The sequence below is a fragment of the Streptomyces sp. NPDC037126 genome, from assembly GCF_055605965.1.
This window is the reverse complement of sequence record NZ_JBVJTD010000013.1, coordinates 157,169-177,796: the sequence shown is the minus strand read 5'-3', so window position 1 is coordinate 177,796 and position 20,628 is coordinate 157,169. Positions and strand designations below refer to the sequence as shown.

Annotated in this window: 17 protein-coding genes and 1 pseudogene; 9 read left to right on the top strand and 9 right to left on the bottom strand. The window is 74.5% G+C overall.

Annotated elements, in window-relative coordinates; all coding sequences use genetic code 11:
• Positions 1-14: 14 nt before the first annotated feature.
• From ACZ7FF_RS26690 to ACZ7FF_RS26680, 3 genes are all read left to right on the top strand, one after another.
• Positions 15-335, top strand: coding sequence for an L-rhamnose mutarotase (locus ACZ7FF_RS26690; RefSeq protein ID WP_470814951.1), 321 nt, complete (start codon positions 15-17; stop codon positions 333-335).
• A gap of 117 nt (positions 336-452) precedes the next feature.
• Positions 453-1,478, top strand: coding sequence for a LacI family DNA-binding transcriptional regulator (locus tag ACZ7FF_RS26685; RefSeq protein ID WP_470814949.1), 1,026 nt, complete (start codon positions 453-455; stop codon positions 1,476-1,478).
• A gap of 98 nt (positions 1,479-1,576) precedes the next feature.
• On the top strand, positions 1,577-2,878 hold the full coding sequence (locus ACZ7FF_RS26680) for an alpha/beta fold hydrolase (RefSeq protein WP_470814947.1): 1,302 nt from the start codon (positions 1,577-1,579) through the stop codon (positions 2,876-2,878).
• Positions 2,879-2,938: 60 nt separating this feature from the next.
• Here the strand turns inward: ACZ7FF_RS26680 and ACZ7FF_RS26675 are convergent, their stop codons facing one another.
• Entirely contained in the window at positions 2,939-4,093 is a 1,155-nt protein-coding gene (locus ACZ7FF_RS26675) for a glutathione-independent formaldehyde dehydrogenase (RefSeq protein WP_470814945.1), read from the bottom strand.
• 190 nt (positions 4,094-4,283) lie between these two features.
• Here ACZ7FF_RS26675 and ACZ7FF_RS26670 point away from each other — a divergent pair, with 190 nt between their 5' ends.
• Positions 4,284-5,147 (top strand): pentapeptide repeat-containing protein, encoded by an 864-nt coding sequence (locus ACZ7FF_RS26670; RefSeq protein WP_470814943.1) that lies wholly within the window; start codon positions 4,284-4,286, stop codon positions 5,145-5,147.
• Here ACZ7FF_RS26670 and ACZ7FF_RS26665 read toward each other — a convergent pair.
• A complete protein-coding gene (locus tag ACZ7FF_RS26665; protein ID WP_470814942.1) occupies positions 5,109-6,776 on the bottom strand; it encodes a cytochrome P450 in 1,668 nt (555 codons plus the stop codon). The genes ACZ7FF_RS26670 and ACZ7FF_RS26665 overlap by 39 nt on opposite strands.
• A 120-nt stretch (positions 6,777-6,896) precedes the next feature.
• Between ACZ7FF_RS26665 and ACZ7FF_RS26660 the strand changes: the two genes are divergently transcribed.
• Together ACZ7FF_RS26660 and ACZ7FF_RS26655 are read left to right on the top strand one after the other, a co-directional pair.
• Entirely contained in the window at positions 6,897-7,502 is a 606-nt protein-coding gene (locus ACZ7FF_RS26660) for a TetR/AcrR family transcriptional regulator (protein WP_470814940.1), read from the top strand.
• Between the two features lie 84 nt (positions 7,503-7,586).
• Entirely contained in the window at positions 7,587-8,312 is a 726-nt protein-coding gene (locus ACZ7FF_RS26655; RefSeq protein ID WP_470814939.1) for a DUF2470 domain-containing protein, read from the top strand.
• On the opposite strand, the gene ACZ7FF_RS26650 is transcribed toward ACZ7FF_RS26655, so the two are convergent.
• The 4 genes from ACZ7FF_RS26650 to ACZ7FF_RS26635 all read right to left on the bottom strand — a co-directional run bounded on the left by ACZ7FF_RS26650 (position 8,280) and on the right by ACZ7FF_RS26635 (position 12,642).
• A complete protein-coding gene (locus ACZ7FF_RS26650) occupies positions 8,280-9,470 on the bottom strand; it encodes a lactonase family protein (protein WP_470814937.1) in 1,191 nt (396 codons plus the stop codon). The two genes, ACZ7FF_RS26655 and ACZ7FF_RS26650, sit on opposite strands and share 33 nt — an antisense overlap.
• Before the next feature lie 112 nt (positions 9,471-9,582).
• On the bottom strand, positions 9,583-10,629 hold the full coding sequence (locus ACZ7FF_RS26645) for a hypothetical protein (RefSeq protein WP_470814935.1): 1,047 nt from the start codon (positions 10,627-10,629) through the stop codon (positions 9,583-9,585).
• 34 nt (positions 10,630-10,663) lie between these two features.
• A complete protein-coding gene (locus ACZ7FF_RS26640) occupies positions 10,664-11,917 on the bottom strand; it encodes an FUSC family protein (RefSeq protein WP_470814933.1) in 1,254 nt (417 codons plus the stop codon).
• Positions 11,918-12,150: 233 nt separating this feature from the next.
• Positions 12,151-12,642, bottom strand: coding sequence for an FBP domain-containing protein (locus tag ACZ7FF_RS26635; RefSeq protein ID WP_470814932.1), 492 nt, complete (start codon positions 12,640-12,642; stop codon positions 12,151-12,153).
• A gap of 83 nt (positions 12,643-12,725) precedes the next feature.
• Here ACZ7FF_RS26635 and ACZ7FF_RS26630 point away from each other — a divergent pair.
• Positions 12,726-13,678: pseudogene (locus ACZ7FF_RS26630) on the top strand (DUF3626 domain-containing protein).
• Between the two features lie 40 nt (positions 13,679-13,718).
• Here the strand turns inward: ACZ7FF_RS26630 and ACZ7FF_RS26625 are convergent.
• Complete coding sequence (locus ACZ7FF_RS26625; RefSeq protein WP_470814930.1) at positions 13,719-14,363, bottom strand: helix-turn-helix transcriptional regulator; 645 nt, start codon at positions 14,361-14,363, stop codon at positions 13,719-13,721.
• 209 nt (positions 14,364-14,572) lie between these two features.
• Between ACZ7FF_RS26625 and ACZ7FF_RS26620 the strand changes: the two genes are divergently transcribed.
• Both ACZ7FF_RS26620 and ACZ7FF_RS26615 read left to right on the top strand, forming a co-directional pair.
• A complete protein-coding gene (locus ACZ7FF_RS26620) occupies positions 14,573-17,764 on the top strand; it encodes a cytochrome P450 (protein WP_470814929.1) in 3,192 nt (1,063 codons plus the stop codon).
• Positions 17,765-17,902: 138 nt separating this feature from the next.
• Positions 17,903-19,192: an ROK family protein gene (locus ACZ7FF_RS26615; RefSeq protein WP_470814927.1), complete on the top strand. Its 1,290-nt coding sequence runs from the start codon at positions 17,903-17,905 to the stop codon at positions 19,190-19,192.
• A 5-nt stretch (positions 19,193-19,197) separates the two neighbouring features.
• Here the strand turns inward: ACZ7FF_RS26615 and ACZ7FF_RS26610 are convergent, their stop codons facing one another.
• On the bottom strand, positions 19,198-19,437 hold the full coding sequence (locus ACZ7FF_RS26610; protein WP_470814925.1) for a hypothetical protein: 240 nt from the start codon (positions 19,435-19,437) through the stop codon (positions 19,198-19,200).
• A 43-nt stretch (positions 19,438-19,480) separates the two neighbouring features.
• A complete protein-coding gene (locus ACZ7FF_RS26605; protein ID WP_470814923.1) occupies positions 19,481-20,512 on the bottom strand; it encodes an SDR family oxidoreductase in 1,032 nt (343 codons plus the stop codon).
• Positions 20,513-20,628: the final 116 nt, after the last annotated feature.

Below are 20,628 nucleotides of genomic sequence, written 5' to 3'. Positions count from 1 at the left end.
AACCGGGGGCGTCGATGCAGCGCGTGTGCTTCCTGCTGAAGGTCCGGGCGGAGCGCCTCGACGAGTACCGTGAGCGGCACGCCGCCGTCTGGCCGGAGATGCGCGCGGCGCTCTCCGCCACCGGCTGGCACAACTACTCGCTGTTCCTGCGCGAGGACGGGCTGCTCGTCGGCTACCTGGAGACCGGGGACTTCGCCGCCGCCCGGGCCGCGATGGAGGCCACCGACGTCAACGCCCGCTGGCAGGCGGAGATGGCGCCGTTCTTCGAGTCACCGGACGGCGCCCGGCCCGACGTGGCCATGAAACCCCTCACGGAGGTGTTCCACCTGCCATGATCATCGCCACGATACGCCCCCCCTCGCCGCTCCACGCGACCGGCTTCGCCCCGTCGGCGCGACGGTAATGTGAAGGTCGTCCCGCCGCCCCCTCGTCTCCCTGGAGGTCTCCGCCCGATGGCCCAGTCGGTGGGTATCAAGGACGTCGCCCGCGCTGCCGGCGTGTCGGTGGGCACGGTGTCCAACGTCATCAACCGCCCGGACAGCGTCGCCGGCGAGACCCGCGCGCGCGTGCTCTCCGCGATCGACCGGCTCGGCTACGTCCGCAGCGAGTCGGCGCGCCAGCTGCGGGCGGGCCGCAGCCGGATCATGGGCCTGCTCGTCCTCGACATGGGCAACCCCTTCTTCGTGGACGTGGCACGCGGTGCCGAGCGGGCCGCCCGCGACGCGGGGCTCGGCGTGATGGTCTGCAACAGCGCGCAGAACGCCGGCGAGGAGGCCGAGTACCTCGCGCTGTTCGCCGAGCAGCGGGTGCGGGGCGTGCTGCTCACCCCGGCGGACGCCACCGGCCGCAACATCGCGGCCTTCCGCCGGCACGGCATTCCGTTCGTGCTGGTCGACCGGGTCGCCGAGGGCACCACCGAGTGCTCGGTCAGTGTCGACGACGTGGCGGGCGGCGCGCTCGCCGTGCGGCACCTGGTGGACGCGGGCCACCGCTCCATCGCCTACGTCAGCGGTCCGCCCGGGCTGAACCAGGTCCGCGACCGCCGCACCGGCGCCCTCGACGCGCTCGCCGAGGCCGGCCTCGGCCCCGACGCGCTGCGCGAACTGCCCACCGAACGCCTCGACGTGGCCGCCGGCCGGGACGCGGGCGCCCGCCTGCTCGGCCTGTCCGCCCGCCCCAGCGCCGTCTTCTGCGCCAACGACCTGCTCGCCCTCGGCGTCCTGCAGGCCATGTACGCGGCCGGCGTCACGGTCCCGGACGACCTCGCGATCGTCGGCTACGACGACATCGAGTTCGCCTCCGCGGCCGCCGTACCGCTGACCTCGGTGCGCCAGCCCGCCGTCACCATGGGCGCCCTGGCCGCCGGGCTGCTGCTGGAGGAGACCGAGGAGGCCGAGGGCGGCCGGACGCACGAGCACCGCCGGGTGGTGCTCCAGCCGGAGCTGGTGGTGCGCCGCTCCAGCCTGGCGGCCCGCTGACCCGAAGTTCAGTAACAAACCATGATCCCGGGGCTCGGCCCGCGCACGGACATGTGCTGAACTGGGACGCCTCCGTCCCATCCGTCCCGGGAGACCCGTTGACCCTCAGCTACCGCCAGCCCGGCGTCGTCCTCACCGACCGCCGGTTCACCGTGCCCCTCGACCATGCCGACCCGGGCGGCGAGACCATCGAGCTGTACGCCCGCGAGGCGGTCGCGAGCGACAGGGCGGGCCAGGACCTGCCCTGGCTGCTGTATCTGCAGGGCGGCCCCGGCTTCGGGGCGAATCGTTTCGTCGGGCGTCAGGCCTGGCTCGAAAGGGCCCTGAAGGAGTACCGGGTCCTGCTGCTCGACCAGCGCGGCACCGGCAGCTCCACGCCCGCCACCCGGCAGACGCTCCCGCTGCGCGGCGGCCCCGCCGCACAGGCCGACTACCTCACCCACTTCCGCGCGGACTCCATCGTGCGCGACTGCGAGGCCGTCCGCCGCGAGGTCACCGGCGGCGCCCCGTGGACCGTGCTCGGCCAGAGCTTCGGCGGCTTCTGCACGGTGTCGTACCTCTCCCTCGCCCCGGAGGGTCTGACCACGGCCGTGATCACCGGCGGACTGCCCTCCCTCGACGCCCACGCCGAGGACGTCTACCGCGCCGCCTACCCGCGCGTCGAACGCAAGGTCACCGCGCACTACGCCCGCTACCCGCAGGACGTCGAGCGGGCCCGCCGGATCGCCGACCACCTCCTCACCCGCGACGTGGTCCTCCCGAACGGCTACCGCCTCACCGTCGAGGCCTTCCAGTCCCTCGGCCTGATGCTCGGCACCGGCGACGGCAGCCACCGCCTCCACCACCTGCTGGAGGACGCCTTCGTGCGCACCCCCTCCGGCCCGGAGCTGTCGGACTCCTTCCAGGAGCAGGCCCAGACCCTGCTGTCGTACGCGGGCCACCCCCTCTACGCCGTCGTCCACGAGTCGATCTACGGCCAGGACGCCCGCCCCACCGCCTGGGCCGCCGACCGCGTCCGCGTCGAGTTCCCGCAGTTCGACGCCGCCAAGGCGCTCGCGGGCGACGCCCCGGTCCTCTTCACCGGCGAGACCGTCCACCCCTGGATGTTCGACTCCGACCCGGCGCTGCGCCCGCTGCGCGAGACGGCCGAACTGCTCGCCGCCCGCACCGACTGGCGCCCGCTGTACGACGCCGACCGTCTCGCCGGCAACGAGGTCCCGGTCGCCGCCGCCGTCTACCACGACGACATGTACGTCGACACCGCCCACTCCCTGCGGACGGCGCGCACCATCCGGGGCCTGCGCAGCTGGGTCACCGACGAGTTCGAGCACGACGGGCTTCGCGCGGGTGCGCCCCGCGTCCTCGACCGGCTGCTGGCGCTGGCCCGCGACGAGGCCTGACGCACGGGGGTCCGGACACCCGCGGGTGTCCGGACCCGTCGTCTCACCTGCCGGGCCGGCTCACGCGGCGAGCGCGTGCCCCGGGTGCAGGACCACCTTGGTGTAGCCCTCGATCCGCTTGTCGAACTTCTCGTAGGCCTGCGGTGCCTGGTCGAGCGGCAGCTCGTGGGAGACCACGAAGCTGGGCTTGGCCCGCCCGGCGATGATCATGTCGCGCAGCTGGCGGTTGTACCGCTTCACGTTGCACTGACCGGTGCCCATCTGCTGGCCCTTCTCGAACATCCTGCCGATGGAGACCAGGAGTTGGCCGTGCTTGGCGTGCTCGTCGGGGCCGCCGGGGTCCGAGGGCACGTACAGACCCGGCACGCCGAGCATGCCGGTCGGCCGTACCGTCTCGACGAGTGTGTTGAGGACGACGGCCGGTTCCTCGTGGCTGGCGTCGTGGTGCGACTGGGCCTGGTAGCCGACGGCGTCCACGCCCTTGTCGGTGCCCTCCCCGTTCGTCTGTGCCTTGATCTGCTCGGCCGGGTCGCCCTGGGTGAAGTCGATCGGGATCACCCCGATCTCCTCCGCCTTGGCGAGCCGTTCGGGGACCCGGTCCACCGAGAACACCTTGGCCGCGCCCCGCAGCATCGCGGAGTAGGCGGCCATCAGGCCCACCGGTCCCGCGCCGAAGACGGCCACGCTCTCGCCGGGGGAGACCTGGGCGAGTTCGCACCCGTGGTAGCCGGTGGGGAAGATGTCGGCGAGCAGCACGAAGTCGGTCTCGAACTCCTCGCCCGGCGGCAGTTTCAGGCAGTTGAAGTCGGCGAAGGGCACGCGCAGCAGCTCGGCCTGTCCGCCCTTGTACGGGCCCATGGCCACGTAGCCGTAGGCTCCGCCGGCGAAGCCCGGATTGACCGTCAGACAGAAGCCCGTCTTGCCGGCGAGGCAGTTCTTGCAGAATCCACAGGCGACGTTGAAGGGCATGACCACGCGGTCTCCCCGGGACAGGGAGGCCACACCGTCGCCGACTTCCTCGATGATGCCGAGGTTCTCGTGCCCGAAGACGATGCCCGACTCGGCCGCCGTGCGGCCCTCGTACATATGCAGGTCGGATCCGCATATGGCGGTCGACGTGACCCGTACCAGCACATCGTTCGGATGCTGGATGCGCGGGTCGTCGACGTCCTTCACCATCACACTGAAGGGCTTTTCATAGACGACCGCTTTCACGTTTGTCACCTCCGCGTCGAACGCTGGACGACGGCGGCGGGGCGGGCCGCGGCGGCACAGGAGGAGGGGCCCTCGGACCGTGCCGTGGCCTTCATGCGCGCTTCACCGCCGCTACTTCCAGGTAACGCCCCTCCGGCAGGGGCCGCAACCGCCGGTTTTCTCCCGGGTCGTCCCCAGTAGGCTGGCCTCCATGCCAGATCAGATAGCCGGACTTCCGGAGCTGCGCGGGGACTGCGCGAACTGCTTCGGGCTCTGCTGTGTCGCCCTGCCCTTCGCCGCCTCCGCCGACTTCGCGCTCGACAAGCCCGCGGGCAGGCCGTGCCCGAACCTCGGCGCGGACCACCGCTGCGGCATCCACGCCGACCTGCGCGGGAGGGGCTTCAGCGGCTGCACGGTGTACGACTGCTTCGGCGCCGGCCAGAAGGTCTCGCAGGTCACCTTCGGCGGGCAGGACTGGCGTACCGGGCCGAAGGAGCGCGGCCGGGCGATGTTCGAGGTGTTCCCCGTCGTACGGCAGCTGCACGAGCTGCTGTGGTATCTCACCGAGGCGCTCGGGCTGCCCGCCGCCCGGCCCGTCCACCCCGATCTGCGGCGGGCGCTGGAGCGGACCGAGCGGCTCACCCTGGGGACCCCCGAGGAGCTGGCCGCGCTGGACGTGGCCGCGCACCGGCAGGAGGTCAACGTGCTCCTGCTGCGCACCAGCGAGCTGGCCCGGGCCGGCGCGGCCGACCGCAAGGGCGGCAAGGGCGGCAGGAGCAGGGGCAAGGGGAAGGACCGGCGGGGTGCCGACCTGATGGGGGCCCGGCTGCGCGGCGCCGACCTGCGCGGGGCGAGCCTGCGCGGCGCCTACCTGATCGCCGCGGACCTCACCGGCGCGGATCTGCGCGACGCCGACATGATCGGCGCCGACCTGCGCGACGCCGATCTGACCGACGCGGATCTCACCGGCGCCTTCTTCCTCACCCAGCCGCAGCTCGACGCGGCCCGGGGCAGCGCCGGCACCCGGCTCCCGCAGTCACTGAGCCGCCCGGTGCACTGGACCACGTCCGGCTGACCCCGCCTCGCCGTCGTCGGGCGGCTCCGGTGCCCCGGTGACGGCTGCCGCGGCCACCTGGTGCGCCGGGCAGCCGGTGGCCGGTTCCGGTCGTCCCGTGTCCGTGCCGGCGGGGGTCCTCGGCGCTTCTGTCGCCGTTTCCCGGTGCTCCTCGGCGGACGCGCCCGCTGCCCGGGCCGGGCCGGGGCGGCGTTCGAGGCGGAGACGGAGGTCCTCGGGCATCATCGTCAGCCGCTCGGTGACGCTGAGCCGGTAGGCGGGGTCGCCCCGCAGTTCGTAGCGGCGCAGCAGCAGGCCGAGGACCAGAGTGGCCTCGTGCAGGGCGAACTGACGCCCGATGCAGGCCCGTGCCCCGGTCCCGAACGGCTTGTAGGTGTGCGGGGGCCGGGCCCGAACGGCCGCGGCCTCGAAGCGGTCCGGGTCGAACCGCTCGGCGTCCTCGCCCCACACCTCGGGATCCCGGTGCAGCAACGGCGTCAGCACCAGCGCCCACGCCCCCCGGAGCATCGGATGGTCCCCGGCCAGGACCGTGTCGTGCCGCGCCTCGCGGGCGAAGGCGGGCGCGGTCGGCCACAGCCGCAGCGACTCGTCCAGCACCCGGCGCACCAGGCGCAGCTTGGCGACCTGGTCGTAGCCGGGCCGCGGGGTGTCGCCCCAGACGCGGTCCACCTCGGCGCGCGCCCGCGCGGCGACCTCGGGGTGCCGGGCGAGGTAGTACAGGGCGAAGGACAGCGCGCCCGACGTGGTCTCGTGGCCCGCCACCAGGAACGTGATCACCTGCCGGCGCACGTTCTCGGGGGAGAGCTTCTCGCCGGTCTCCGGGTGGGCCGTGGCCAGCATGCGGTCCAGCAGGTCCCCGTCCCCGCCGCCGGACCGGCGCCGGGCCGCGACGAGGTCGTCGACCGTGCGGTCGAGGAAGGCCATGTCCGCCGCGTTGCGCCGGGTGGCGGTGCGCAGGAGCAGCGGGGCCAGCGGCGCGGGCACGGCGTTCAGCCGCTGCGCGTGGGTGAGCGTGCCGACCATCGCCCGGACGAAGGGGTGCGGACGGTCCCGCTCGAAGGAACCGAAGTCGTGCCCGAAACCGGTGCGCGCGATCGTCTCCAGGGTCAGCTTGGTCATGTCCCCGGGCACGTCCACGGCCCGCCCGGCCGCCAGTTCCCGGTCCCAGTGCTCGGTCAGCCGGCCGGCCACCGTGAGCATCATGCCGTGGTAGCCCTCCATGGCCTCCCGGCTGAAGCCGGGCGCCAGGATGTCGTGCGCCAGCTGCCAGTTGGGCTCGTGGTTGTAGGCGGTGAACAGCCCGTCCCCGGCGACCGGCCGGAGATTGGCCACACCGAGTCCGACGTGCTTGGCGAAGCGGGACTCGTCGGCGAGGTCGGCCGCGAGCCGTGCGCCCCACACGAAGACGAACTCCTTGCCGAAGGCCCGGCGCCTGAAGACCGGGCCCAGCTCGCGCCCGAAGCGCATGGAGTCCTGGACGGGGGTGCGGCGGTCCACGCCGACCACATCGCCGAGCAGCGGCAGCCGGCGCGGCGGATGCGGGATGCGGTGCAGCTCGGGCCAGCCCTGCTCGGCGCTCCGGAACCCCTTCGGCAGCCCGGTCCCCGTCGTCTCCCTCGTCGCCGCCATGACGCCGATCTCCCTTGATCCAGCGGACGTCGCGCCTGCCGGCGCGCGTGTTGTACGTGGGTTCAATAACGGGTTTCAGTGTGGTCCGCTTGTTGAACCCGCGTCAAGTAAGGTGACGCCATGGCCGCGAACCAGGGGGAGCGCGCCCGGCGCCGGCTCAGCACCGGGGAGCGCCGGGAGCAGTTGCTGTCGGTCGGCGCGAAGCTGTTCTCGGAGAGTCCCTACGACGACGTGCTGATCGAGCGGGTCGCCGAGATCGCCGGGGTCTCCCGCGGGCTGCTGTACCACTACTTCCCGACCAAGCGGGACTTCTTCGCCGCGGTGGTGGAGCGCGAGAGCGAGCGGATGCTGCGCATGACGGCGGCCGTGCCCGGCCTGCCGGTGCGCGAGCAGCTCGCCGCCGGCCTCGACACCTACCTCCGCCACGTCGAGGCCCACGCCCATGGATTCCGCGCCTTCCACCGCGCCGACGCGGCCGGTGACCAGGCCGTGCGCCGGGTCTACCAGCAGGCGCTCGCGGCCCAGGAGAAGCAGATCCTGGCCGCGCTGGCGGCCGACCCCGAGTTCGCGCCCGACCCGGACGGCGCCCCGCAGACACGACTTGCCGTGCGCGGCTGGCTCGCCTTCACCACCGCCGTCTGCCTGGAGTGGCTGCGCGACGGCGAGTTGAGCCGGGAGCAGGTGCGCGATCTGTGTGCCCGGGCCCTGCTGGGCGCCATCGCCTGAATCGCCCCGTCCCGTGCGGGGCCTGGTTGGCGCACACTCCGCTCTCCGATAGATTAGGCAAGGCTTACCTAGGGAGGTCTCGGGATGGGTGACACTGAGGACTGGACGGCCGCCCCCGGCGCGGCGGAGCGGGCCCGGTCGGTGCTGGCCGCCGCGTGGTCGTGCGCGGTGACCGCGGACGGCGCCCGCGAGGAGTACGTCGGTGCGCACACCGTGACCGGCGACGGCGAGATCCTGCTGGGGGTGCCCGAGGACAGTGCCCTCTTCGCCGCGGCCCTGTGTGCCCCGCGCGGGGAGCCCTGCGCGGTGCTGGAGTTCGCCGACGTGGCCCCCGTGCCGGTGCGCAGCCGGATCCGCGCCAGGCTCTGGCTCGCCGGCTGCTTCGCCCCGGCCGCGGGCGCCCTGCGTTTCCGGCCCACCCGGGTGGTGCTGCGGCGGCCCTGCGGGGCCGTGCTCGTCGACCTCGACGAGTTCGCCACCGCCCGCCCCGACCCCCTCGCCTGCGCCGAGCCCCGGCTGCTCACCCATCTCGCCGACGCCCACCCGGACGCCGTCGAGCGGCTCACCCGTCTGGTGCGGCCCGAGACCCTGCACGCCGTGACCCGCGTGGTCCCGCTCGCCGTCGACCGGCACGGGCTGACCCTGCGCATCGAACGCACCCGCGCCCACGGCGACGTACGACTGCCCTTCCACGCGCCCGCCGACGACCTCGCCCAGCTCACCGAACGCATGCACGCCCTGCTGGCCCGGGCGAGTGCCGCCGGCTGCCCCCGGGCGCTACAGCGGCAGCGCGCAGACGGCGACGCGTGAGGCGAACGGCTCGCCCGCCCGCCGCAGTTCACCGCGGTCCGGGTCGACGTGGAAGACGGTGACCGTGCCGGAGCGCTGGTTCGCCGCGAACAGCAGCCCGCCGTCCGGTGAGAACGCGATCTGCCGCGGGAAGTCCCCGCCCGCCGGCACCGTGCCGAGCAGCCGCAGCCGGGCCCCGCCGGCCTCCACACCGAACCGGGCGATGCTGTTGTGGCCCCGATTGGCGAGGAAGGCGAACCTTCCGTCCGCCGTGACCAGGATCTCCGACGGATAGTTGGTGACGCCCGCGGAACCCGTGGACTGCGGCTCGCCGATCGCGAGCCGCCCGGTGGCCGGATCGTAGGCGCACACGGTGACGGTGTCGTCCACCTCGTTCGCCAAGTAGGCGTACCGGCCGCCCGGGTGGAAGGTCAGATGCCGGGGCCCGGCGCCGGGCCGGGCGTGCGCCTGCCCCGTCTGTGCGAGGGTGCCCCTCGCCGGGTCCAGGCGGTACGTGTAGACGGTGTCGGTGCCGAGATCGACCGCGAGGACGTGGGCGCCGTCCGGGCCGGTCACGAACTGGTGGGCGTGCGGTCCCTCCTGGCCCGGGCCCGGCGGCGGGGAGGTGTGCGTGACCAGCGCGGTGCGTTCGCCGAGGGCCCCGGACGCGCCGATCGGATGCACGGCGACACTGCCCGACCCGTAGTTGGCGCTCAGCAGCCAGCGCCCGCCGGGGTGCACCGACAGATGGCACGGCCCCGTGCCGCCGGTGCTCCGCGTGCCGAGGACCCGCCGGTCCGCGAGGCGTACGGCGGTCACACCGCCGTCCTGGCGCTCGTCCACCGCGTACAGCGTCCGCCCGTCCGGATGCACGGCGAGGTACGACGGGTCGGGGACCCCGGTCAGCGCGCCCGCCCCGGTGACCTGGCCCGTCCCGGAGTCGTACGACGCCAGCCCGATGCCGGCGCCACCGCCCTCGACGGAGGTGTACGTGCCCACGTACAGCGGCCGGGGCCCGGCGGGCAAGCCGGAGACCGGACGCCCGCGGGGGGCGGGCGCGGGGTCCGCCGGCGGGGCCGCCGGGGACGGCACCGCCACCACGGCCGCCGCGCCCGCCGCGGCCCCGACGAACCGGCGCCTGCTCCAGCCGCCGCCGCTCGTCCCTGCCTCCGTGTCCATGCCGCACCTCAGGTCGTCGGTCGCCCCGCTCCAGACAGCCACCTTGGCGGCTGCGGGCCGCCAGGGGCAAACCCGGCCACGCGTGTTGCGGACGATGCGACACGGAAGGGGCTCACCAGTCGCCGTCCTCCACCGGCTTGCCCGGCGCGTCCTTCAACGGGGTCACCTGACCGGCGGACGGCGCCTGCCACGGGTCCAGGTCGTCCCCGAGCCAGTCGCCGACCGGCTTGACCGCGCCCAGGGCGTCGGCAGGGGCGAGGTCACCGGCATCGGCGTCGTAGTAGTCGTACCAGGGCAGTCCCGCGCGCGTGTACGCCGCCCGGTCCACCGGCGACGGCGGGGGCGCCTCACCCGTGATCCGGCGCCACTCCGGGGGCGTGACCAGGTGTACGAACACCCGCCCGGCCGGCTCCCCGGACCAGTCCGTGAGCGGCCGGTCGTCCTGGTAGACCTCCTGCCGCATGGCACCGCCGACGCCCAGCCCCATCGCCGCCGCGCGCCGCGGGGCCGCCGTGCCCGGAGCCGGGGGCGGCGCCCCCGGAGCGGACGCCATCATCGGCGCCGCCGCGCCGAAACCACCGACCGGTCCCGCCGCCCGGGCCCGCTCGGCGCGCTCCCGCTCCCGGCGCCGCCAGTCGGCGAGGACGTCCTGGCGCAGCGGGAACGACTGCAGCTGCACACCGCCCCACACCTCCTCGCCGGTGACCTGCCCCTCCACGGTCGCCCCGAGACCGAGCGGCACGGCGACGAACTGGCGCACCGTGCCCTTGCCGGAGTTGATGCCGTCCAGCCAGGGCTGGCGGGGCAGCGTCAGGTAGTTCTGCGGTCCGCGGGAGAGCCGGCCGCTCCAGGGCCGGCCGGAGACCGCGCACACCTTGCCCACCCCGACCTGCAGCGCCGCCGGTTCCGTCGTACCCGCGAAACTCAGCCACATCGCCTCGCGCAGATACACCGGCAGCATCACGCCGCCGCGCGCCCGCCACTCCTCCGGGACCGTGTCGGCGTGGTCCGCGACCCGCCGGACGGGGAACTCGCCCAGCCCCGGCGGCAGCGGATGCGTCCCGGTCTCGGGCAGCCGCAGCGTGCGGACGAACCGCACCGCCACCCCGCCCGGCAGCCGCAGTGTGTTCCCGTCGATCCGTACTCCCGCAGCGGTCATCCGCCGCCCCCTCGTCTCCCGTCCCGGCCTCTCCTCACGGAGAACGCTCACCGAACCCGGTACGGTTCCGCCACAGCTCGTCCTGGACGCCGAGCCGCTCGCGCAGCCGGGACATCCGGGGCAGCTTCGCCCGCTGCTCGCGCGACACCCGGTCCAGCTCCTCCAGCAGGCGGCGGGTGCGGTGCTCGGTGTCCAGTTCGTCGATGATCCGGGTCGTCTCGGTGAGCACGGCGCCCAGCAGCTGCCAGTTCACCCAGTCCTTGCGGATCTCCTCCTGGAGCAGCTCGGACAGCCGGTCGCGGGTCCCGGCCGCCGTGTGCAGCTCGGCCGTCAGCCGCGCCTCCGCCGACTCGGCGTTCTCGCTCAGATGGGTGGTCACCAGGACGGCGAAGCTGACCACCGCGTCGGCGATCTCCGACAGCAGCTGCTCCACCGTCGCCCCGACCTCGGCAGGGAACAGGTCTTCCGGACCCCGGGCCTTGGCCAGGTCGGTGAAGGTGCGGGCCAGTACCCGCAGCACCACCGTGCAGATCTCCAGCGTGTCCAGACCGGTGCGCAGCACCACCCGGTGCAGCAGCCCCTCCCTGACGCGCGGGTTCAGCCGCAGGCTGTCCTCGGCCTGCCGCAGCGCCGCGTCCACCCGGGCGATGTGCTGGTCGAGGCGGCGTGCCTCGTGCAGCCGTTCGGCCGCGCGCTCCCAGGGGATCCGGCCCGCGGCCTCCTCGCCCATCCGCAGCATCAGCTGCCGTACCCGGCGCGCCTGGTCCTCGATCGAGCGGCCCGCCTCGTCCACCCACACCGGTGGCGGCAGCAGCAGGTTGCAGGCCGTGCCGACGACGGCCCCGATCAGCGTCTCCACGATCCGGGCCCAGGCGGTGAAGCCCACGGTGGTCACGCCGAGCACCAGCATGGCGCTGATCGCCACCTCGGCCACGTACTCGTCGACCCGCACCAGGTGCCCGACGGCCAGCGAGGCCACGATCAGCAGCGCCAGACTCCACCAGGTCAGCCCGACCAGCACGCTGAAGGCGATGGCCACCAGCACACCGGCCACGACCGAGTTCACCCGGCGGATGCCGTTGGTGAGCGTGGCGTAGAACGTCACCTGGACGACCAGCAGCGCGGTCAGGGGCGCGGTCAGCGGAGCCGGCTCGGGGCTCAGCCGCAGCGCGACGACGTAGGCGATCGTCGCCGCCGTGGCCGATCGCAGGGTCTGGACGACCACCGGCTCCCGCCGGCGCTTCGCCAGGCGCAGGGCATCCGAGGTCCACTTGCGTACGTCGTGCATCCCTTGGCCTGTTCCCGTTCCTCGGGTGCATCGAACGTGACCGTTCGGGGGCCGTGCCCGACCGGAAAGAACCCCCGGTGGCCCTCTGCCGACCGGGGATCCTCGCAGGCCGGCTACGGAGGGCGTCCACCCGGTCACCGAGAGGAGGGATGGCCGTGGCGATCGCCCGCCTGAGGGGAGTGGGTGGCGTGAACGCACGTTTTCGGCCTCGCCCAGGGGCCGAGTGGCCGACCTCAGGAGAGCTTGTCGATGAAGGAGAACAGGTTGCCCCGCGTGCGGGCGATCTGCTCCTCCAGCGTCAGGCTCTCCTCGAACCGGCTGCCCGACTCCGGCACCTTCCTGCCGTGCACGTACAGCGAACACGCCAGGTCCGTGCACATGTACAGGCCGACCGAGTTGCCCTCGCGGCCCGCCGCGCCCGCCTTCCGCGCGGTCATCAGCGAGACCCCGCCGCCGCGGTGCGTGGTCAGGCACAGCGAGCACATGCTGCGGTGCAGGAACCCGCGCTGGGCGGCGGGGAAGCGCAGGGCGACGCCGGCCAGCCGGCCCTCCCGCTCGGCGACCAGATAGCTGCGGTCCGGGGCCCCCGGGTCCCGCCAGCCGAGGAAGTCCAGGTCCTCCCAGGGGCGTTCACCGAGATCCCGGGGTACCGCGAGGCGCTTGGCCTCTCCCTTGGAGCAGTTGACAAATGAGTTGCGGATGTCCTGCTCGGTGAGCGATCTCATGGGGGAGTCCTTCGTCGTGCCGCGGTGAACCTAGGGGGTCTAGGTTCACTTGCAGCCTAGGTACCCCTGGGGAGGGTGGGCCAATGGATTTCCCGGACGGTCTCCCGTCGCGTGCCCTGCGAGCGCTGCGGCACGTGGCCGCCCGGGCGTCCGGCCCCCGCTCGTCCCGGGCCCGCGGCTGACCCTCAACTTCCATCCCGACCGGGTGTCGGGCGGGCTGCCGATCCTGGAGTCCCTGGCCCGGGACGGCGCCTACCACTCCCAGTTCGTCACCGGGACCAGCAACGGAGGCCTCACCGCGCACCCGGGCGGCGACCGCCGGCGCTGGGAGAGCCGCATCTTCGGCGGCGCGTACGACGACGCGGCCCCGGCGGAGCGCCCGCTGTACGGCGCGCTGAACTTCCGGCGCCAGGTGGTCGGCGCGGCTCCCCGCTTCGGCTCCTCCCACCTCAGGCTGCGCGGGGCGGTCCTGGCACGGACCACCTTCTGCTACCCGGACAGCGCGGCCGAGCCCACCGACTTCGGGGCGGCCGGCGCGCTGTCCCTGATCGCCCTCGCCGAGGCGGACCGGCGGGACGCGCTCGACGACTACATCGAGGGCCATGTGCACGGTGGTGTGCTGCTCGCGCGGGACGTGGAGGCGCTCGTGCTGGACGCGAGCTACCGGGGCACGGCCGTGGAGGCCGCGGCCCGGCGGCTGCCGTTCCCGCTGGAGTGGCACCCCGGTTACCGGCTCACGGTCACCCGGCTGCGCCGGCACGCCGCTTACCGGGGCGCGGAGTACGCCGACCTCGGCGCCCGGATCGCCGGGCGGGGCGTGCTGACCCCACGCGTCCTGAGCGACGCGGCCCGCACCGGCCGCCACGAGCTTCAGGATCTCAAGATGGTCTGGCACACCCTGGCACGCTTCGGCGCCCCGCAGGGCGCGGGCACGGCAGCACCGGCCGCCTCCCGCAGCCCCGGCCCGGCGTCCACCGGCTCCGGCCCGGAAGACCACGGCGCGACGACCCCGCTGACCACCGGCTCGGCGACCTGAGCAGGCTCCGCGGATCCACCCCGGGCGCCTCCGCCCCGCCCTACTCCGCCTCCGGCCCTCTCGTCTGGGGCGGCCATGTTCCCGGCACGAGGATGCCCAGCGCGTAGGCGCGGGCGACCAGTTCGGTGCGGTTGGAGGCGTTCCAGCGGGAGGACAGGCGCCGCAGGTGGTAGTTGACGCCGTCCACGGTGAGGCCGAGGTCGCGGGCGGCGCGGGCCGTGGTGGCGCCCGACGCGAGCAGGGCGAGCACCCGGCCCTCCACGGCGGTGACCGGCGCCGGCCCCGGCTCCCGGGACGCGGCGCGCTCGCCCCGTACCCGCAGCATCACCAGCAGCGCCGGCGTCTCCTCCACGCTGTCGCTCACCGGATCCGCCGTCAGTTCGCCGAACCGCTCCGCCCCGCCGGAACCCTGCCAGCGGACCGACACCTGGTAGCGCGACCGGCGCCGCAGCCGCAGCGCCTCGGCGATCCGCTCCACCTGCGTGGCCTCCTGTGGGCGGAACAGCTCCAGCACGTCCCGGCCGCACAGCCGCCCGGGCGTCGTACCGCACTCGGCGGCCATCGCGGGATTGGCCAGCACCACCTGCCCGTACACGTCGCACACCGCGACCGGCACCGACACCCGGTCGAACAGCGTCATGGCGCGGTTGCGCCAGACCACGGCGTCGCCGCGACCCACATCCATCCGCATCTCCCGCCGTTCCCGGGCCGTCCCGCCCATCCAAGACGAACGGCCAGGTCAGCGCCAGCTCCAGGGCCCTGCCGGCCTACCGCGCAAGCCCCGGGAGGCACTTTCGACTGCACGATCGTGTAGTGCCGCGGCGTGGCCCCGGACTTCCCGTCGATCACCCTGGAACGCAGTACACCCGTACCGCGAAAGGCAGTTGCCGCGCCATGCCCCCCACCGCACCGCACCCCGCACCGGCCCCCACCCCGCCAGGCCTCCCCCTCGTCGACATCACCGCCACGGGCCCCGGACGCACCCCCCTCCAGCAGGTCATGGGCCTGATGCGCGAGCACGGCCCGGTGCTCGTGCGCAGGCTGCACGGCCGGGACGCGCTCTTCGTCGCCGACGCGGACCTGGTCGCCGACCTGTCCGACGAGCAGCGCTTCGCCAAGCACATCGGACCCGCGCTGGAGAACGTCCGCGCCTTCACCGCCGACGGCCTGTTCACCGCGTACAACGACGAGCCCAACTGGGCCAGGGCGCACGACATCCTGATGCCCGCCTTCGCGCTCGGCTCGATGCGCACCTACCACCCCGTGATGCTGAGGGTGACCCGACGGCTCGTCGAGCACTGGGACCGCGCGGCGCGCGCCGGGCGGCCCGTCGACGTCCCGGACGACATGACCCGGATGACCCTCGACACCATCGGACTGGCCGGATTCGGCTACGACTTCGGTTCCTTCGAGAGGGACCGGCCGCACCCCTTCGTGGAGTCCATGGTCCGCTGCCTGGAGTGGAGCATGACCCGCCTCGCCCGTACCCCGGGCGAGGACCACTCGGCGGCCGACGCGGCCTTCCGGCAGGACGCCGACCACCTCGCCGGAGTCGTGGACGACGTCATCGCCTCCCGCGCCGGCACCGACCAGAGCGGCGCCGAGGACCTGCTCGGGCTGATGCTCAGCGCGGCCCGGCCGGCCGACGGTACCACCCTGGACGCGGCCAACATCCGCAACCAGGTGATCACCTTCCTCATCGCCGGCCACGAGACGACCTCCGGCGCGATGTCCTTCGCCCTGTACTACCTCGCCAAGCACCCCTCCGCGCTGCGCCTGGTGCAGCGCGAGGCCGACGCGCTGTGGGGCGACGCGGCCGACCCCGAGCCGACGTACGACGACATCGGCCGGCTCACCTACACCCGCCAGGTCCTCAACGAGGCGCTGCGGCTGTGGCCGACGGCCGCCGCCTTCAGCCGGCAGGCCCGCGAGGACACCGTGCTCGGCGGCCGCGTCCCCCTCGCCGCCGGGCAGGCCGTCACGGTGCTCACCCCGATGCTGCACCGGCAGCCGGTGTGGGGCGACAACCCGGAGCTGTTCGACCCCGAGCGGTTCACCGCGGAAGCGGAGGCGGCCCGCCCGGTGCACGCCTTCAAACCCTTCGGCACCGGCGAACGCGCCTGCATCGGCAGGCAGTTCGCCCTGCACGAGGCCACCATGCTGCTGGCCATGCTGGTGCACCGCTACCGGCTGCACGACCACGCCGGCTACCGGCTCACCGTGAAGGAGACCCTCACCCTCAAGCCCGACGGCTTCACCCTCACGCTCACCCCGCGCACCTCGGCCGACCGCGTCCACGCCCCGCTGCCCGGCACCGCCGCCGCACCGCGGGACCGGGCCCAGGACCCCGGGACGCTCCCGGCGCGGGTCCGTCCCGGCACGAGCGCGCTCTTCCTGCACGGCAGCAACTACGGGACCTGCCGTGCCTTCGCCGCCCAACTCGCCGAGGAGGCGGCCGCCGTGGGCTGCGACACCGAGGTCGCCGCGCTCGACGCCTACGCGGACGGACTGCCCACGGACCGGCCCGTCGTCATCACCGCGGCCTCCTACAACGGCCGCCCCACCGACGACGCCACCGCCTTCACCGCCGGCCTTGACGCCACCCCCGACCTCACCGGTGTCCGCTACGCCGTCCTCGGGGTCGGCGACCGCAACTGGTCGGCGACCTACCAGCAGGTGCCCACCCGCATCGACGCCCGGCTCGCCGAACTCGGCGCCGCCAGGCTGACCGAACGCGCCGCGGCCGACGCCTCCGGCGATCTCACCGGCACGGTCCGGGAGTTCACCGCCCGGCTGCGCACCGCCCTGCTGACCGGGTACGGCGACCCGGGGGCCGCGGCCGCCACCCCGGCCGAGCCCGGCCGCGCCTACGAAGTGCGCACCCTGACCGGCGGGCCGCTCGACGCCCTCGCCGAGCGGCACGGGCTGGTCCCGATGACCGTCACCGAGGCGTACGACCTCACCGCGCCCGGACATCCGCGCGCCAAGCGGTTCCTGCGCGTCGCCCTGCCCGACGGCGCCACCTACCGCACCGCCGACCACCTGACCGTGCTCCCCGCCAACGCCCCCGGCCTGGTGGACCGCGCGGTCGCCGCGTTCGGCCTCGACCCGGACGCCGTCCTGGACATCCGGGCCACCCGCCCGGGCGCGGCCGGGCGCGGGGGAGGACTCGCGGTGGACCGGCCGTCGACCGTGCGCCACGTGCTCACCCACCACGTCGAGTTGCAGGAGCGCCCGACCGCGCGGCAGCTGGCCCTGCTCGCCGAGGCCAACCCCTGCCCGCCCGAGCGCGCCGCCCTCGCGGCCCTCACCGGCGACGATCCGCGCACCCTGGTGGAACTCGCCGAGGACCACCCCGCCCTGTGCGGCGCCCTCGACTGGCCGCTCCTGCTGGACCTGCTGACCCCGCTGCGGCCCCGCCACTACTCGATCTCCTCCTCGCCCGCGGCCGGCCCGCGCCACGTGGACCTCATGGTGTCCGTCCTCGACGCCCCCGCCAGGTCCGGCAGGGGTCACTACCGCGGCACCGGCTCCGGCCACCTGGCCGCGCTGCGGCCCGGCGACACCGTCCTCGCCCGGGTGCGGCCCTGCCGCGAGGCCTTCCGGGTCGACGGCTCGGCGCCGGTGGTGATGGTGGCCGCGGGCACCGGACTCGCCCCGTTCCGCGGCGCCGTCGCCGACCGCGCCGAGGCCCGCCGCGCCGGCGCCGAACTCCCCGAGGCGCTGCTCTACTTCGGCTGCGACGCCCCCGAAGCCGACTTCCTGCACGCCGGGGAGCTGCGCGCCGCCGAGGCCGCGGGGGTGGTCCGGCTGCGCCCGGCCTTCAGCGCCGCGCCCGTCGAGGGCGCCCTCTTCGTGCAGCACCGCATCGCCGCCGAGGCGGACGAGGTGTGGGCGCTGCTCGGCGCCGGCGCCCGGGTGTACGTGTGCGGCGACGGCGCCCGCATGGCGCCCGGCGTGCGCGAGGCGTTCCGTACCCTGTACCTGAAGCGGACCCCCGGCGCCGACGGGGCGGCGGCCCGGCGGTGGCTCGACGCGCTGGTGGCGGACGGGCGGTACGTCGAGGACGTGTACGCGGCCGGCTGAGCCAGGGGGAGGGGATGTGCGGCGCCGGATGGGGCCCCTGCTTAGCTCACAGCGTGAACTAAGGGTTGGGAAAATATCGCGCTCCGGCTGTCCGAAGGGGTATGTTGCAGGTCGGGCAGGGTTCGTGAAGGGAGCCGCATGGCGGGGCGGAACGGGCGCACGGTACGTGACCTCAGGCGGGGCAACCGCACGGCCGTACTGCAACGACTGTATTTCGACGGCCCGCTCAGCCGATTCGAGCTGGGCCCGGCCACCGGTCTGAGCTCCGGCTCGGTCAGCAACGTGGTCGCCGACCTGATCGCCGACGGCCTGGTCGAGGAGGCCGGCAGCGTCGACTCGGACGGCGGCCGGCCCCGCACCCTGCTGCGCGTCGCCCCGCACAGCGGCCAGATGATCGGCGTCGACGTGGGCGAGACCCGGGTGAGGGTCGAGCTGTTCGACCTGGCGCTCACCGAACTCGCCCGCACCGAGCGCCCGCTGACCCCGCAGGGCTACGACGTCGACGTCATCGTCGGGCACATCCGCGACGGCGTCGCCGAGGTGCTGACCGCCGGGGGCGCCGCACCCGAGCGGCTGCTCGGCGTCGGGGTCGGCGTCCCGGGCATCGTCGAGCACACTCCCGACCAGGGTGCCGTCGTGCACGGACAGACCATCGGATGGGACGCGGTGCCGCTGGAGCGGCTGCTCCGCGCCACCTCCGAACTCCCGGAGACGGTCCGGTACTTCATCGACAACGGCGCCAAGACCCTCGGCCAGGCCGAGATGTGGTTCGGGGCGGGACGCGGGGCCCGCAACGCCGTCGTCGTGCTGTTCGGCTCCGGCGTCGGGGCCTGCCTGGTCGCCCCGGAGGTGGAGCACGGCCGGGCCGTCGAGTGGGGCCACCTGACGGTCCGGGTCCGCGGGCGGCGCTGCCGCTGCGGCGCCCCCGGCTGCCTGGAGGCATACGCGGGCGCCGAGTCGCTGCTCGCCCGCTGGCGCGAGGAGGGCGGCTGCCCGCCCGGGAACGCCGACGAGGAGACCGCCCTCACCGCCATGCTGGCCGCCGCCTACCCCGCCGAGGGGGCCGAGGCCGATCCGGTCGCGCTGGCCGTCCTGGAGGAGACCGCCGAGTACCTGGGCGCGGGACTTTCCGACCTGATCAACCTCTTCCAGCCCGAGCGGATCATCGTCGGCGGCTGGGCCGGGCTCCAGCTCGGCAGCCGCTTCCTGCCCTCCGTGCGCCGGCACGCGGCCACCTACGCCCTGCGCCACCCGGCCGACAAGGTGACGATCGAACTGGGCCGACTCGGCCCCGACGCGGTCACGGTGGGCGCCGCGATCCTGCCGCTGGCCGACTTCTTCACCGGCGGCGGGCGGCGCCCCGAACCGGCGCCCGAGGACCGGCTCCCGGCCTGGCGGGCCGCGCTCCAGGAGCGGGCCCCGCGCTAGACCGCTCAGTCCGACGGCTCGTCCGGGACCGGCTGTTCGGGGTCCGGTGCATCCGGGCCCCGCGCGCCCCGCGGCCCCGCGCCGGCCTCGTCGGGGTCCGGCACCCGGTCCGCTTCCGGCGCGTCGCCGGACGGCCCCGTGGTGGCGGCCCAGGGGTCGTCGTCGCCCTGGGCCTGCTGGTCGGGCAGGTCCCGGGGGACCGGCTCCGTGTCGTGTCCGGGTTCCTGCTCCCGCTGTGCGGCCATGTCGCTCTCCTCGGCGGTCCGTCGGTGCGCCTCGCTCCGCCGCTCAGCCCACCTTGCGTCCCCGCATCGGCTCGGTCTCCGTCCCCCCGCCCTTCTGCAGGCCGTCCAGGAACTCCTGGATCACCTCGGTCGCCGTCATCCGGGGCTGCCAGCCCAGCTCGGTGCGGGCTCGTGCGCAGTCCATCAGCGGCAGGCGCAGCACCGCGTCGAACAGGTGCGGGGAGGCCGGGAGCAGCCGCAGCCCCCAGGCGGCGGCGATCGCCGAGCGGGCCGCCGTACGCGGCAGCCGCACCGGGCGGGCGCCGAGCAGCTCGGCGAGCACGGCGGCGTCGAGCGGCGGCTCGGCGGCGAGGTTGAAGGCGCCCCGGGCGGTCTCCGAGACCACCGCGAGCCGGTAGGCCCGGGCGGCGTCGTCGGTGTGCAGCGCCTGCACGCGCAGGCCCGGGACGTCCGGCAGGAACGGCAGCAGCTCGGGGCGGGCCAGCGGACCGGGCAGGAAGCGCCCGCCGAAGATGCGGCGCTGCTCGCTCGCCGACTCCCACTTGAAGAGGAACGCCGGGCGCATCCTGACGACCCGGACCTCGGGGTGGTCGCGCTCGAACACGTCCAGGGTGCGCTCCAGATAGGCCTTCTCCCGGCAGTACGCGGCGTCCGGCCAGCCGTGCGTCGGCCATGACTCGTCCACCGCGTGGTCCTTCGGACCCGGGGAGTACGCCCCGACGGAGGACGCGTGCACCAGCACCGGCACCCGGGCCGCGGCCACGGCCTCGAACACCCGGATGCCGCCGAGCACGTTGGTCCGCCAGGTGGCCGCCGGGTCGTGCGTGGGTTGGAACGCCCAGGCCAGGTGGATCACCGCGTCGGCGCCCTCGAAGCGCTCCGCGAGGTTCGCCAGGTCCGAGGCGACGTCCGCGCCGGACCACTCGGTCTTCGGCGGCGACCACCCGGGCGTGCGCCGGGCGATGCCCCGCACCGACTTGATCCCGGGGTCCTCGGAGAGCAGGCGCACCACGCTCGTACCGACGTTGCCGGTCGCGCCCGTCACCACCACCCTGCTGCCCGCTGAGCTGCTCACCTCTCGGCTCCTTCCGTCCGTGGGGCGGAGGCTCGACGCCCGGCCGGGTACCCGGGCGCCACGCCCGCACACCCGGCATGACGTGGCAGGTAATCGACCCGGGGGCCGGTTCCGGG